The organism is Burkholderia sp. JKS000303, from assembly GCF_002563755.1.
Classification (GTDB): domain Bacteria; phylum Pseudomonadota; class Gammaproteobacteria; order Burkholderiales; family Burkholderiaceae; genus Burkholderia; species Burkholderia anthina_B.
On sequence record NZ_PDBZ01000002.1, the window covers coordinates 640,293 to 655,332 of the forward strand.

The 15,040-nt window shown below is 64.7% G+C and carries 10 protein-coding genes; all 10 read left to right on the forward strand.

All coding sequences use genetic code 11. The annotated features are described in order from the left end of the window. Positions 1-28 precede the first annotated feature (28 nt). The 10 genes from BX604_RS24875 to BX604_RS24915 all read left to right on the forward strand — a co-directional run bounded on the left by BX604_RS24875 (position 29) and on the right by BX604_RS24915 (position 14,992). Positions 29-1,798 (forward strand): hybrid sensor histidine kinase/response regulator, encoded by a 1,770-nt coding sequence (locus tag BX604_RS24875; protein ID WP_098553497.1) that lies wholly within the window; start codon positions 29-31, stop codon positions 1,796-1,798. A 378-nt stretch (positions 1,799-2,176) separates the two neighbouring features. After that, positions 2,177-3,058 (forward strand): sterol desaturase family protein, encoded by an 882-nt coding sequence (locus tag BX604_RS24880; protein ID WP_098553498.1) that lies wholly within the window; start codon positions 2,177-2,179, stop codon positions 3,056-3,058. 9 nt (positions 3,059-3,067) lie between these two features. Beyond that, positions 3,068-4,984 carry a serine hydrolase domain-containing protein gene (locus tag BX604_RS24885; RefSeq protein WP_098553499.1) on the forward strand — a complete coding sequence of 639 codons (1,917 nt, stop codon included), beginning with the start codon at positions 3,068-3,070 and terminating at the stop codon, positions 4,982-4,984. An 8-nt stretch (positions 4,985-4,992) separates the two neighbouring features. Beyond that, positions 4,993-6,885: a serine hydrolase domain-containing protein gene (locus BX604_RS24890; protein ID WP_098554030.1), complete on the forward strand. Its 1,893-nt coding sequence runs from the start codon at positions 4,993-4,995 to the stop codon at positions 6,883-6,885. 302 nt (positions 6,886-7,187) lie between these two features. Beyond that, positions 7,188-7,871: a response regulator transcription factor gene (locus BX604_RS24895; RefSeq protein WP_098553500.1), complete on the forward strand. Its 684-nt coding sequence runs from the start codon at positions 7,188-7,190 to the stop codon at positions 7,869-7,871. Further along, entirely contained in the window at positions 7,868-9,736 is a 1,869-nt protein-coding gene (locus BX604_RS24900) for a sensor histidine kinase (RefSeq protein WP_306668238.1), read from the forward strand. The genes BX604_RS24895 and BX604_RS24900 overlap by 4 nt, the downstream gene beginning before the upstream one ends. Positions 9,737-10,085: 349 nt before the next feature. Then, the gene (locus BX604_RS39100; protein ID WP_179894873.1) at positions 10,086-10,535 is read left to right on the forward strand and encodes a hypothetical protein; all 450 of its coding nucleotides are present in this window, start codon (positions 10,086-10,088) and stop codon (positions 10,533-10,535) included. Between the two features lie 110 nt (positions 10,536-10,645). Then, positions 10,646-12,385 carry a S8 family serine peptidase gene (locus tag BX604_RS24905; protein ID WP_179894874.1) on the forward strand — a complete coding sequence of 580 codons (1,740 nt, stop codon included), beginning with the start codon at positions 10,646-10,648 and terminating at the stop codon, positions 12,383-12,385. A 19-nt stretch (positions 12,386-12,404) separates the two neighbouring features. Then, positions 12,405-12,923: a hypothetical protein gene (locus BX604_RS24910; protein ID WP_257146412.1), complete on the forward strand. Its 519-nt coding sequence runs from the start codon at positions 12,405-12,407 to the stop codon at positions 12,921-12,923. Positions 12,924-13,183: 260 nt separating this feature from the next. Then, the gene (locus tag BX604_RS24915) at positions 13,184-14,992 is read left to right on the forward strand and encodes an alpha/beta hydrolase (RefSeq protein WP_257146413.1); all 1,809 of its coding nucleotides are present in this window, start codon (positions 13,184-13,186) and stop codon (positions 14,990-14,992) included. Positions 14,993-15,040: the final 48 nt, after the last annotated feature.

The following is a 15,040-nucleotide window of genomic DNA, read 5'->3' on the forward strand; positions in this document are numbered from 1 at the left end:
AACGCCGGATTCGCCACGCGATTTTGAAATGGCAAAAAAGATAGCGCAAGAACATCGTGCCCACGTGCAGCTGGAACTGGTCAATACGCTGTATCGCCAGTCGCCGCCGATCCTGTTCGGCAACGTCGCCGTGGTCAGCCTCACGAGCTTCCTGCTCCGGGACGAGGTGCCGCGACACACGCTGCTCGGATGGGCCGCGGCGATCTGCGTGCTGACCGCGATCCGCACCGCGGTGGTCTGGCGGGACCGGCGCTCGGGCCCGCATCCGGTCGACACGGTGATGCGCCGCGCCCGCACCTACATGCTGTTCGCCGGCGTGTCCGGCTGCCTGTGGGGCGCCATGGGCGTGCTGTTCTTCTCGCCGCACAACACCATCGTGACGGCGCTGATCTGCATCGTGCTGGCCGGGATGACGGGCGGGTCGGTGGCGTCGCTGTCGTCGTGGTGGCCGACCTACGTGGCCTACGCATTGCCGACCGTGCTGCCGTTCGCGATCCGCTCGTTCATGTATGGCAGCGCGCTGTTTTCGGTGCTGGGATTCCTGTCGCTGTTCCTGCTCGCGGTCAATCTCGCGTTCAGCCGCACGCTCCAGCGCACCGTGCGCGACGCGGTATCGCTGCGCTTCGAGAACGTCGAGCTGATCCGGCAACTGACCGAGGAGAAGGAGCGCGCCGAGCTCGCGAACCGAAGCAAGTCGCAATTCCTCGCCGCCGCGAGCCACGACCTGCGTCAGCCGACGCATGCGTTGGGCCTCTACATCGCGACGCTGCGCGCGATGGCGCGGGCGCCGAGCGTCGACGGCGCGGCACTCGGCGATATCGCCGAACGGCTGCGCACCGCGTTGAAAGGGATGTCGCAGCTGCTCAACGTGTTGCTCGACATTTCCCGGCTGGATGCGGGCGTGATCGATGCGCGGCCGCGCCGTTTCCCGCTGCAGCAGGAACTCGATGCGCTGGACAACCAGTTTCGCCAGGCCGCGTCGGCCAAGGGGCTGACGCTCACGATCCGGCCGACGCCGGTCTGGCTGGAAACCGACGCGGTGCTGCTGCACACGATCCTGTCGAACGTGCTGTCGAACGCGGTTCGCTATACGCCGGCCGGCGGCATCCTCATCGCGTGCCGGCCGCGCGGCGCCGAGGTCGACATCCAGGTATTCGATACCGGCATCGGCATCGAGGCCGACCAGCTGTCGAACATCTTTCGCGAGTTTTACCAGATCGGCAATGCGGCGCGCGACCGCGAGCAGGGGCTCGGCCTCGGGCTGGCCATCGTGCAGCGCACGGCCGTGCTGATCGGCGCCAGCGTCCGGGTGCGCTCGACCGCCGGGCGCGGCTCGCGGTTCTCCGTGCAACTGCCGGCGATGCCGCGGGCCCGGCCGCACGACGCCGGCTCCGGTCGGCCGGGCGAGGCGGCGGAGTCCGGCCTGGACCGCCCGCGCAAAACCATTCTGGTCGTCGACGACGATCGCGACGTGCTGGCCGGCATGCAGACCTTGCTGCGTGCCTGGGGCCACGTCGTCGTGGCCGCGCAGTCGATGGAGCGCGCGATCGAGCTGGCGACGTCCCATCGCGCCGAGCTGGACATGATCGTGACCGATTTCCGGCTGGCGGGGCACGTGACGGGCGCGGATGTCGTGCGCGCGGTGCTGCGGGCGACCGGGCGCGAGATACCGGCGATCATCGTGACCGGCGACACGTCGCCCGCCGGCATTCATGCCGCGTCATCGAGCGGCTTCAGCGTGCTGCACAAGCCGCTCGACCCGCAGGAAATGCAACTACTGATCGACGCGATGGCCTGACGCGATCGGCCCCGCGGGCCTCGCCGCCGCGAATACTGCATATGCGGTATTTACCCGTGCGAATCGGGTGCAGTACCTTGGGAGCTGCAGGTAATCGTCACAAAAAAGCGAATCGTCACGAGAACAATCGCGCGGGGTGTCGAAGAAAGCCTGGAGAAACGGGGAGACCAACCCGTCGTTCGAGCCGGCCGGCAACCGGCCGGACCGGACGCGGCCGAGCCAGCCGGGCGCAGTACCTTCTGAAAGCAACGCGACAGGGTGCCGTGCCCGGCCCCTGACGCGTGTCCACCTTGCGCAAGAGCCGACCGGCAGGTCGCGGTCGAATCCTGGAACGGCAATGGCCGGCGTTATCGCCCGCCGGCCTGGAGCGCAACGGTCATGCACAATCTGCCCAATATCATGGTGGCCGCGTTCCCGGCCTTCGCGGTGCTGATCGCGGTCGAACTCGTGCTGGCGGCGGTGCTCGGCCGGTCGCTGTACCGCACCCGCGACACGCTGGCGAACCTCGCGCTCGCGACCGGCGCATTCGTCGTCAGCGTGCTGACCGGCGGGCTGGTGCTGGCGGTGCTGAGCTGGGTGTACGCGCACCGGATCTTCACGATCCCGACGAACGTCTGGTGGGCGTGGGTGCTGTGCTTCTTCGCGGACGACTTCAGCTATTACTGGTTCCACCGCCTGAGCCACGAGGTGCGCTGGTTCTGGGCGTCGCATTCGGTCCACCACTCGTCGGAGCGCTACAACCTGTCGGTGTCGCTGCGCCAGACGTGGACGGGCACGATCACCGGATCGTTCCTGTTCTGGGCGTGGATGCCGTGGGTCGGGTTCCATCCGAAGATGATCCTGTTCATGCAGTCGGTGAGCCTGATCTACCAGTTCTGGATCCACACGGAAGCGATCGGCAAGATGCCGCGCTGGTTCGAAGCGCTGCTGAACACGCCGTCGCAGCATCGCGTCCATCACGGCAGCGATTTCGACTACCTCGATACCAACTACGCCGGCACCACGATGATCTGGGACCGGCTGTTCCGGTCGTACACGCCCGAGCGCTTCACGCCGCACTACGGGCTGACGTCGAGCATCGGCACCGACAACCCGTTCAGGATCGCGTTTTACGAGTGGGGCAACATCGCGCGCGATCTCGCGAAGGCCGGCAGCCTGCCGGTCGCGATCAACTACCTCATCCGGCCGCCGGGCTGGAGCCCGGACGGCAGTTCCCTGACGACGCGCGACGCGCGCCGTGCCGCAGAGCAGGTTTCCTGAGAAGGCAATATGGCCCATCCCCACGATCTACCCGACCCGCGCCGCGGCGCCGCACCGGCGAGCGCCGGCCGCCGGCACTTTCTCGAATACGCCGGCGCGGGATTGCTGTCCGCGATGCTGCCCGGCTGCGGCGGAGCCGACACCATTCAGCAGTCGACCTACGGCGCGACCATCGCGGCCGGGCAGCAGGCGATTCAGGCCGCGCTCGCCGCGGATCGCCAGAACCTCGCCAGCATTTCCGTCGCGTTGCTCAAGGACGGCCAGGTGGTGTGGGCGCAGGCGTTCGGCAATGCCGTGATCAGCCCGGCAGCGCTGGCCACGCCGACGACGCGCTACAACATCGGCTCCGTCACCAAGGTCATCGCGGCGCTGGCCGGCGTCATCCTGCAGGATCGCGGGCTGATCGACCTCGATACGCCGATCGTGCGCTACCTGCCGTCGTTCTCGATGCTGTCGCCGCAGTACACGCAGATCACGTCGCGCCATCTGCTGTCGCATGCGTCGGGGCTGCCCGGCCAGAACGTCAACAACATGTTCTCGTATGCGCCGATTCCCGGCTATGCGGCCGACGCGCAGACGGTGCTCGCCAACGAACACCTGAATCATGTGCCCGGCCAGTTCGCGGTGTACTGCAACGACGGCTTCACGCTGTTCGAGCGGGTGGTCGCGGCCGTCACCGGGCTGAGCTTCACCGATTTCGTCCAGCGCAACATCCTCGCGCCGCTGAACATGACGAATTCGGGCTTTCTGACCAGCGTGCCGGTCGGCGGCCAGTTCGCGCTGGCGTACTCGAACGGCACCCAGTACGGCCAGGAATTCGCGAATCCGTACGCAACCGGCGGCCTGTCGACCACCCCGGTCGACATGATGAACCTCGCGCAGATGTTCATCGGCGGCGGCGTGTTCCGCGGCCAGCGCATCGCGTCGACGGCGGGGATCGCCGACATGCTGACGGACCAGACCAACCGCTGGCTGATCCAGTCGACCCGGCTCGGCTATTCCTATGCGTATGGCCTCGGCTGGGACGACGTCGACGATCCGATCCTGCGCGCGGCCGGCTCCGCCGGTGCGTACAAGAGCGGCGGCACGCAGTTCTTTTCCAGTCATTTCTACGTGCTGCCCGCCGCGCAAATGGCGCTGATGATCACCGGCAGCATGGGCTACGACGCGGGCACCATCGCGCCCGCGATCCTGCTGCGCGCGCTGCAGGAAGACGGCAGTATCGCCGGCGCGCCCGCGCGGGTGAATACCGCCGCGCCGCCCGCCGCGCAGGCGCCGGATGTGTCGGCGGCCGGCGGCATCTACGGCAACGAATCGGCGCCGATGCAGGTCGTCGCGAACGCCAACGGCAGCCTCGCGCTGACGAAATGGAACGGCACGGCATGGACGGCCGTCGGCCCCGGCAGCACGCCGTACGTGTACCGCAGCGACGGCTGGTGGTGGAGCGACGGCGATACCGCGTCGTACCGGTTCGATATCCTGCCCGGCACCGACGCCGCGGGCAATGCGGTGAGCAACCGGTATCTGACCAAGCGGGTCGTCGACCCGTCGGGCTACGTGTTCCGCGTCACACCGTTGGCGCAGCAGTTGCCGGCGTTGCCGGCGCTCACGCCCGCATGGCAGGCACGCGTGAATACGTCGTGGAACGTGATCAACGAATCGGCGCAGTCGGTGTTCGCCGGCGGCCTGCTGCGCGTGTCGCTCGGCACCCTTGGCGCGTTGCCTGGCTACGTCGTGTTCGCCTACAGCACCGACGGCGGCGCGCATACCAGCTACCAGCTGTTGAAACCGCTCGCCGACGATCGCTGCGGGATGACCGTCCAGATACCCGTCATGCCCGGCCGCGACCTGTTCGAGATCAGCCTGTCGAACGTGAACGACGTCGAGACGATGGCGGCGTCCGGATGGCAGTGCCAGCGCGCATGAGTGCCCGCATGAAAGGCACGATGAGCGACGACGGCCGGCCCGCGAGCGTGCCGCGCCGCCGGTTCCTCGGCTACGGCGGCGCCGGGATGCTGGCCGCCGCGCTGGGCGGGTGCGGCGACGGCCCGAGCGCGCCGCCTTACAGCCGCACCATCGCACTCGGCCGCCAGTTGATTCAGGCGCAGCTCGACGCCAACGCGGCCGTCGCGAGCCTCTCCGTGGCGCTGCTCAAGGGCGACCGGATCGTCTGGCAACAGGCGTTCGGACATGCGGCGATGAGCCCGCCGGTCGACGCGACCGGGCAGACCCGCTACAACATCGGGTCGTGCAGCAAGGTGGTGGCCGCGCTGGCGGCGCTGATCCTGCAGGATCGCGGGCAGATTAATCTCGATACCGCGATCGTCCGCTATCTGCCGACCTTCACGATGTTGTCGCCCGCGTACGTCGACATCACGACCCGCCATCTGCTGTCGCATGCATCTGGATTTCCCGGAACGAACGGACGCAACGCGTTCATGCTGGGTGCGCCGGCGGCGGGCTACGCCGCCGATACCGAAGCCGCGCTCGCGAACCAGCACCTGAAGCACCGGCCGGGCGAGCTGGCCGTGTATTGCAACGACGGCTTCACGATGATCGAGCAGATCGTAGCGGCCGTGACCGGGATGAACTACGCGGATTTCGTCCAGCAGACCATCCTGGCGCCGCTCGGGATGACCGATTCGGGGTTTCTGACGAGCGTGCCGACGGCCGGCGCGTTTGCATTGCCGTATCGGGACGGCCGGCAGTATCCGCAGGAATTCGTGAGCCCGTTTGCGTCGGGCGGCCTCAGCACCACGCCGGCCGACATGATGAAGCTCGCGCAACTGTTCGTGGCGGGCGGCACGTATCGCGGGCAGCGCATCGTATCGGCGGCCGGTATCACCGACATGGGCTCGAACCAGACGTCCACGCTGCAGATCAATCCGTCGCCCGAATGGCAGTGGGGGCTCGGCTGGGACAACGTCCGCGCGCCCAATTTCGATGCGGCCGGCGTAACGGCATGGACCAAGGGCGGCGCCACGGATTTCTTCCAGTCCGAATTCACCGTGCTGCCCGACGCGCAGATCGCGTTGATGATCACCGGCCACCAGGGCTACGAGGCGGCGCTGCTGGTGGAGGGCATTCTGTTCCAGGCGTTGCAGGACGATGGCGCGCTCGGTGCCGCGCGGCCCGCCCAGGTCGGCGTTGCCGTGCCGGCGCCCGCCGCGGCGCCCGACGTCTCCGCCGCCGCCGGCATTTACGCGAACCTCGGCAAGCCGTTGCAGGTCCAGGTCGCGGCCGACGGCCTCACGATCGACACGTGGACCGGCACTGCGTGGTCGCCGCTGACCGCAACCCCATGCCGGTATCGCAGCGACGGCTGGTGGTGGAGCGACGGCAGCGCGACCAGTTACCGCTTTACCGTCGTCGCCGACCCCGACGACCCGGGCATTCAATACCGCTACCTGATGAGCCGGAGCGCGCCGGGACTCGGTTATGCGTATGTCACGAACCCGATCGGCCAGCAATTGTCGACCGGCGTGCCGCCGCTGTCGGCGGCGTGGCAGGCGCGCATGAATACGACGTGGATCCCGACCAATGAGTCGGACGATTCGGCGCCGGCGATCTTGTCGAGCCCGTTGCGCACGACGTTGAGCGCGCCCGACTGGGCGCCCGGCTACATCCTGGTGTGCTTCAACGACTACGACATCGGCACGCTGCAATACCAGTTGCTGACGCCGCTCGCGGACGATCGCGGCGGGATGTCGGTGAAGGTTCCGGTGATCTGGGGACGCGATCTCGTGGAGATCGCGTTCACGTCGAACGGCGCGGCGGAGCAGATGACGGCAGGGAGCATGGTCTATCGCAATGGTGCGTCGGGGTAGTGTGCGGATCGACTGAAGTTCGAGCAGGCCCGGCAAAGCGGAGTCGAGGCTCGCGGCGGACATCCGCTTGATACCCGCGTCTCCGAAGGGATCAACGACACGTCAAAGTCATCGAGCGCGGAGGTTGCGGGTGCCGCGACGAGGCGTACTTTTTCCTGGAAATCGTGCCGCGCTCCCCGGTCATGGATGGTGAATCGAAAATCATCCTTCAAAATGCGGTACCTTTCGTGGAGCTTGCGCGGTCGATTCCGCCTCCGATATATTGCGTCACGCCAAGCAGTCAAATCGATTCGCCGTCATCTATGTCTACCAGCACGAACCTCCACGAATTCACGCTTCCCGTGCCAGTGCTGCTGGTCGAGGACGACCCGCTGGTTTGCCGGCGGCTCGAAAGCCTGCTGTTGCAACTGGGCTACGAGCCCGATGCCTTGCTGTTCGCCGCATCGCTTGCCGAGGCGCGCGCACGCGTTGCCGAACGGTCGATCGCCCTGGCGCTGGTCGATCTCGGTCTTCCCGACGGAAACGGCATCGAGCTGATCGCCGAGATGCACGCTGCCGATCCGGCGCTTGCGATCCTCGTCATTTCCGCGTGGAGTACGGAGGACATGATCATCGCGGCGCTGCGTGCCGGCGCGACCGGCTACCTGCTCAAGGAGCGCGACGACCTGGAAGTCTCGCTGTCCATCCGCAGCGTGCTGCGCGGCGGCGCGCCCATTGATCCGTTCGTTGCGCGGCGCATCATCGCGGAGCTGCGCCCGCAACCGTCCGCACGGATCGACGACGAGCCGGCGGAAGCGCTCAGTCCGCGCGAGAGCCAGATTCTTCGCCTGGTCGCCGAGGGCCTCGCCAATCGCGAAATCGCCGAACAACTGCACTTGTCACGCCACACCGTCGAATGTCACATCAAGCACATCTATCGGAAGCTTGCCGTGTCGTCGCGGACGCGCGCGATCCATACGGCGCGCTCGCGAGGCTTGCTCGATTGACACGGTGGCTCGCCCTTTGGCTGCTCGTGCTGGCGAGTGCCGCATGGGCGCAATCGCCCGCGACGCCGTCATGCGACGCGCGGATCGTTTCGGTCCGGGCCGCCAAAGGCGCGAGCGACGGTAGCCGCCCGACGGACGCCCGCTGGACGCCCGTTGCGTTGCCGGACGACTGGACGCGGCGCTGGCCGGACTATAGCGGCTCGGTCTGGTACCGGGTGGACTGGACACAAACGTGTCGCGGCGGGCATCCCGAATCGCTGGCGCTGGCGTTGCGGTCGATGGTGATGGCGGGTGAGGTGTTCGTCAACGAGCACCGCATCTGGCGGGATGCGCATCTGGTCGAGCCGTTGTCGCGCAGCTGGAACATGCCGCGCTACTGGCGGATTCCCGACGCCCTGGTGCACGACGGCGCCAATGTGATCTGGGTGCGCGTGGTCGGCGTGGCCGCACAGTCGCCCGGGCTCGGACCGGTCAGTCTGGGCGATCCTGCGGCCATGCAGGCGCGGTACGACGATTGGCAATGGCACATGCGCACGCTGTTCATGGCGAACCTGATCGCGTCGGCCATGATGAGCGGATTGTTCTTCTTTGCGTGGCTCGCGCATCGCCGGCAGGACGATTACGGCTGGTATGCGCTGACCAATCTGATGTGGGCGCTGTTCGCGTCGAACGTGCTGGCCACCACACCCTGGCCGTTTCCCGACACGCTGATGGCCGCGCGCGCCAACATCATGTTTCAGGTGCTGCATTGCGCGTGCTTTTGCATCTTTACGCTGCGGTTCTGCGGGCAGCGGTGGCGCAGGGCGGAACGCGCGCTGTGGACGGGCGCGGCCACGTTGCTGATCATGCTGGCGGCGACGCCCGATGACCATTTGCGGACCGCCCTGTTCGTGGGTTTCCTGGTCCCCGCGGTCGTGTTCACCCTCAACTGCCTGCGCTTTCAGTGGCATGCATTGCGTTCGCGGCGCTCCGATTACTGGCTGCTGGCCGCCTGCCTGCTGATCTTTCTGGTCGCCGGCCTGCACGATCTGCTGATCCTGTGCAACGTGATTGGCGGGTACCCGATTTCGCCCGTCACGGGCGCGATCGCGATGCTCGGCATGTCGGCCGTCCTCGGCTTGCGCATGGCGCGCGACAAGCAGCGCATCGAGCGTTTCAACCGTGAGCTGGAGGAGAGCGTCGAGCAGGCGCGTAGCGAACTCACCACGACACTCACGCGCGAGCATGCGCTGGCTGTCACGAACGCGCGGCTTCACGAGCGCCTGGAAATCGCGCACGACCTGCACGACGGCCTCGGCGGCTCGCTGGTGCGCATGATGGCCATGGTCGAACAGGCGCGCGTACCGCTCAGAAACGAACAGGTGCTTTCGTTGCTGAAGGTGATACGCAACGATTTGCGTCAGACCATCGATAGCGGTACCAGCGTCGGCATCGAGGTGCCCGCCACGCCGATGGAGTGGGTGGTGCCGCTGCGGCATCGCTTCATGCAGCTGTTCGATGAACTGGAGATCGCCGCGCACTGGGATATCCCGCGCGCCTGGGACGCGAGGCCCGGCGCGACCCAGTGCCTGGCGTTGACGCGCTTCATGGAAGAGGCATTCGCCAACGTCATCAAGCACAGCCGCGCGCGGATCGTGCGGGTCCGGATGTTCTATCCCGAAGCCGACTGCCTCGTCTTGCAGATCGAAGACAACGGTGTGGGCTTCGATGTGGCAGCCGTTCGCGTGGCGGCCATCAGCGTGGGCATGCGCAGCATGCACGCGCGAATCGCCCGCGTGGGCGGGCAGCTGGAGGTTTCGTCCACGCCCGGCCATACCGTGCTGGCCGCGAAACTGATGTTGCGCGTCGAACCGGCCGGCGCGTGAGGCCCGCAGGCGGCATGCCGGTTGCGGCCGCCAATCGCGATTGCTGCGCTGCAAAGCGCCAAAAATCACTGGTTTCAGGGATACCCGTCAACGCTGGTCTGTATTTTAATCAGACCAACAAATAGCGTGCCACTTCATTCGAAATTCAAAACGGCGCGCACATCGAATACGGGGAACCCAGCATGAACCATCGAGACGTTCGATTTCTTCGGCCTGACCGGCACGTCCGCATTCCGCGGACGTAGCGGCATCGAACCACTTCCATCGCGCAACGCATGCCGATGCGACCGGCGTCGCTTCGGTGATGCGGCACGCCCGCAAGGTCGGGCACGTCAAAAGGAGACTCGATATGGGCTGCAACAAGCGGCAGGCAATCGGCATCGCCATCTTCGCCATCTGCGCCATCGCGATGACGGGCAGGGCGGCGGCGCAGTCGCATCTGGCCAGCGATGATCTGGAGCGCATCCGCCAGTTGCACCGGAGCACGATTGGCGGTCAGGCCGGCACGGCGCTGGCACCGTCCCGGCCTGGCCCTGCACAAGCCGGCGACTTCAGCGCGCAATTCAACAAGGGGCTGGCCGAAGGGGCGCGGCAGCAACAGCGGCAGCGCGAAACATCGGCGTCCGAATGGCAGCAGACACGGGACACGATGGACGGCAAACACGCGCCGCCGGGGCCGTTCGCGGGCAAGCCGGATCAGGTCCGCGGTGCTGTCCATCTCGACGAACACGGTCCGACCTTCTGCAGGAAACATCCGTCGTCCGGTCAATACGAGTGTGCGGCGACATCCACGCGATAACCGGATGGCGAGGCTATCGGGATGCCTGCCATCCATCCTCCACTCCGAATTTTCCTGATTCGGCTAAAACAATGTCATCTTTAAACCAGCTTTGCGGATATGCAGCCGCCATGCTTTCTGCCACGGCACTCGTGGCCTGCGGTGGCGGCAATGACGATGCCTCGACACGGCCTGCGGGTGATCCGCTGGCGCAGTACCAGTGGCACCTCGAGAATACGGGGCAGTCGACCTTTTCCGCCCGGGGCGGCGTGCCTGGCATCGATCTCGATGTCGCGTCCGTTTTCGATCAGGGCGAGACAGGCGACGGCGTGCGCGTGCTCGTGCTGGACGATGGCCTGGATATCCGGCACCCGGATCTCGTGGATCGCATCGCGCCCGACATGCTGTACAACTTCGATCCGGCCGCCCCCGTCACCCATGATCCGACGCCGACCAACGACGACTCGCACGGCAGCGCGGTAGCCGGCATCATCGGCGCGACGGCGAACAACGGCGTGGGCGGGCGCGGTGTTGCGCCCGGCGTCCGGCTGGGTGGTGCGCGCTTGATCTGTTCCGAGTCGGGCAGCGCCAAGTGCGACACGCCGGTCAACATGCTCAACGCTTTCGGCGGCGCGCCGTTCTCGCAAAGCGCGGACATCATCAACGGATCGTTCGGCGACATGGGCGCTGCGGTGCGCGACTTCGATCCCGACACGAGCCTGGACGGAGTTGTCATGCAACACCTCGAAGCGCTCAGAAGCGGCAAGGGGCTGGTGTTCGTCAAGGCTGCCGGGAACCAGTTCGACAACCTGCTCCGGGAAAGCTGTGCGAGCGCGGCGCGGGCGGGCGTCGCGTGCGGCAATGCCGCGCTCGACCCGATGAACACGATGCCGCAGGCCCTCGTGGTCGGCGCCGTCAACGCCGACGGCGTCAAGTCGAGCTATTCGTCGTCGGGTTCTGCGCTGCTGGTCGCGGGACTGGGCGGGGAGTCCGGTTCCGTCACGGGGCCGGCCATCATGACGACCGACTTGTCCGGCTGCAATCGCGGGAGCGTCAAGACCGGGGAGTCTGCGTGGAATCCCTTTGACGATCCGGTCACGGAAATCGCCCGTTCGCTGAACCCCGATTGCAACTACATGGCAAGCATGAACGGGACGTCGTCGGCGGCCCCCACGGTATCCGGCGTGATCGCGCTGATGTTGCACGCGAACCCGCGGCTGACGTGGCGGGACGTGCGAACGATCCTCGCCACGACCTCGCGCCGGATCGACGCCGCCCGCGTGGCGAAGACCGTGACGCTTCCGGACGGCCAGCCGTATGTCCCGGAGCCGGCCTGGACACGCAACGGGGCGGGACGCTGGTTCGACAACTGGTACGGCTTCGGCCTGGTCGATGCGGCCGCGGCAGTGTCGGCGGCAAGAAGCTATTCGGCGTACCTCACCGGGGCGATGAAGCGAGCGATTGTGGTGGAGGCGTCGGCCTCATGCATGGCGCAGCCGGACCCGGATACGTGCGGCGACAGCATCGCAGCCGGCACGGCAAGCGGTCTTGCGGTGCCGATCCGGGTAAGCGCGCAGGGTATCGGCTCGATCGAGGCGCTGCAACTGACCGTCCGGCTGGCGAGGGTCAGCATGCGCGACATGGCCGTCGAACTGACCTCGCCAGCCGGTACGCGCAGCGTTCTGTTCAATGCATTCAACGGTGTCCGCCCGGGCGTGTCGGACGTGGAAAGCCTCACGTTGAGTTCGAATGCATTCAATGGCGAGTCGGCACAGGGTGTGTGGACACTCAAATTCATTGATGTCGCTCAACGAGATAATCCGGAATCCGGATCATTCCAGGCGGCCAAGATCAACGTGATGGGGCACTGATATGCCGAGGATCAGCAACATGATGGCACGCCGGATCGTCTGCGCCACCGCGAGCGCATTCGCGATGACGGCGACGGCCGGCGCGGCCGAGCCGCTGGTGCCGGGCAGTACCGCACCGGCGGAACTGGTTCAAAAGCTCAGGCATATGCAATCGGTCTCGATCGGCGTGGTTTCCGTTCGTCCCGTTGCGGACGGCACTCATCCTGCGGCGTCAGCCGGCAATTCGGGGGCGTCGGCCAGCATGAGGGCTCAGTCGATGCCAACGGGCAGCGAAACGACCACGGTCGTACGGTCGAGCGACAACCTGGTGGGCATTAGCACGAATGATCTCGTCGTGATCCATCCGGATACAAGCGCCGTCAGCCAGTCGTTGCGCGGCCAGCCGGTATCCGTGCGCGCGTGGCCCGACATGGGCATCGTCGTCGTGCATGCCGGCAGCTTCGATCAGCTGGCACCGTTGAAAGCGATGTTAAGCACGAAGTTCCCGACGGCGAGATTCGATTTGCCTGTCAAGTATTTCGAAACCCTGCCGCAGTAAAGCTTTGCCGGGGAGGGGGATTCCATTCGCACGGGATTCTCTTCCCCACCGATGGCCGGCGTAATGATCAATCGTCGCCGATCCGTCAATCACGATCGTCAATCAATATCCAGATGATTCGTGGCATCTGCCGCCGCTGACGGGAGAGATTGTCCGCTTTTCCGAGATCAGCGAATGTCAGTGCGTGACGATTTTTATCCAGGTCCGGGGTGGTGACCGGGTGACAATCGTTCGGAGATTTATAATAAACAGGAAGCCTCATGAAAAATAAATTATTGAAAATCTCGTTGCCCTTGGCAACGATGCTGTCCATCGCCGGATGCGGCGGTGGCGACGGTGGCTCCGAAGCATCCGCGCCGGCCGATCCTTTGGCGGCCTACAAGAGCCAGGTCGTTCAATGGGGAAGTTGCGATCAGTATTTGGGTCGTGACAAGAATGAATATCAGATTTACTCGAAACTCGGAAATCGATTGCAATGCGCCAATATCAAGGCGCCGCTGGACTATCAGAAACCGGACCGGGCGCAAATCTCCGTTGCCATGATGCGCGTGCTTGCCGAGAAATCCCCTGAAACGAAGCCGAATTTGTTCCTCAATCCGGGCGGCCCCGGCGGGGAAGGGCTCAGCCTCTCGGTTGATTTGGCCTTTCTTCTGTCCGACGGAGCCGAAAGTACGGCTTTGGGGCAGAAGTACAAGGAGATCGGCGATGCGTACAATTTCGTCGGCTTTTCTCCGCGGGGCGTCGGGGCGAGCACGAATCTGATCTGCGCGGGCAATGAACCGGACTATCCCATGGATGTTTCGAAATGGGGCACGAGTCCGGAGAATGTTCAGTTGATCAAGAACTATGCGCTTTATACGGCGGATAATTGTCAAAAAAGCCCTGTCTCGGATTATATCAATACCGATGCGACAGCGCGCGATATGGATCTGATGCGTCATTTGCTTGGTGATGAAAAATTTCATTACTACGGCATATCATATGGCACGTGGCTTGGATTCTGGTATGCGGGGCTTTTCCCTGAGAAGGTCGGCCCGATGGTGCTGGATAGCAGCATGAATTTCAGCAAATCGATTCATGATGCATCCATTGCCTCCCAGGAAGGGCAGATCCATTCTTTCAATGAATTTATCGCGCCTTATGCTGCCAAACATGACGATGTGTTTGGATTGGGAAAGACAGCGAAGGAAGTCAGCGACAACCTGAATTCCCTGGGGAGTGAAGCGACCAAGGCCCTGCTTGTTCTTGCAACCGCCTACCAATTCGACTTCGGCGCGAAGAGCAGGGATATCCATAAGTCGCTTGTCGCCATCAAGCTTGCCGTGGAAACAAACAAGCTGATCGAGCAGAAAAAGTCACTGGATGAAATTGAAAAAATACTGAATAGCAGGTCATATATTGGCAATCAAGAGCTTGAAGGCGATTTCAAGATCATGACCGGCGGGATAACAGGTATCATCGAGCGCCGACGGGATCCGACTTATTACACGAACGGAACGTCATTTTCCTTGAGCAATTCCAGGTCTGTATTCAATACCGTCGTTTGCAACGACGAGCCGCTTCCGAACAAGGATCCTGCCTACTGGGTGCAGACGGCGTTCACGCTGGCTGAACGCCTGCCGACCAACGAGACCCGTGACCTTGCCGGCCAGCCTTGTCTCTACTGGAAGCGTCAGGTGGACATCAGCAAACCCGGCATGGATCGTCTGAAGGCGGCGCGGCTGCTGATGGTGCAAAGTGAGTTCGACGTGCCGACGCCTTTGAAAGGCGCGAGGGAAACCCTTGCCCAGTTGCCGGCGACCAGCATGGTCCAGGTCAACGGTGAAGGTAGCCATGGCCTGATGGTGTACGGGACCGAGTGCGTGGACCTGACCGTGATGGATTACCTGCTGGGCAAGGCACCGGCAAAGCAACTGACCGAGTGCCCGGGCAAGTTGCTGCCGCTGGACAAGCCGAGTTCGCAGGTGGCGACCTTGCGCGCCGGCAGCAGCGCGCAGACCGCGTCGAATTTCAAGGATCCCGAGCTGGCTCAACAGTTGATTGATCGTTTACGCAACGCCGGTCGCTAGGAGGGGCTTGGCCGGGATTCGTAAAAAATCCACCACATCCCGGCCTAA

Bases quoted from the DNA above. Each gene is read 5' to 3' on its own strand.
- BX604_RS24875 (WP_098553497.1), top strand. From the start codon at position 29: ATGGCAAAAAAGATAGCGCAAGAACATCGTGCCCACGTGCAGCTGGAA.
- BX604_RS24880 (WP_098553498.1), top strand. From the start codon at position 2,177: ATGCACAATCTGCCCAATATCATGGTGGCCGCGTTCCCGGCCTTCGCG.
- BX604_RS24885 (WP_098553499.1), top strand. From the start codon at position 3,068: ATGGCCCATCCCCACGATCTACCCGACCCGCGCCGCGGCGCCGCACCG.
- BX604_RS24890 (WP_098554030.1), top strand. From the start codon at position 4,993: ATGAAAGGCACGATGAGCGACGACGGCCGGCCCGCGAGCGTGCCGCGC.
- BX604_RS24895 (WP_098553500.1), top strand. From the start codon at position 7,188: ATGTCTACCAGCACGAACCTCCACGAATTCACGCTTCCCGTGCCAGTG.
- BX604_RS39100 (WP_179894873.1), top strand. From the start codon at position 10,086: ATGGGCTGCAACAAGCGGCAGGCAATCGGCATCGCCATCTTCGCCATC.
- BX604_RS24905 (WP_179894874.1), top strand. From the start codon at position 10,646: ATGCTTTCTGCCACGGCACTCGTGGCCTGCGGTGGCGGCAATGACGAT.
- BX604_RS24910 (WP_257146412.1), top strand. From the start codon at position 12,405: ATGATGGCACGCCGGATCGTCTGCGCCACCGCGAGCGCATTCGCGATG.
- BX604_RS24915 (WP_257146413.1), top strand. From the start codon at position 13,184: ATGAAAAATAAATTATTGAAAATCTCGTTGCCCTTGGCAACGATGCTG.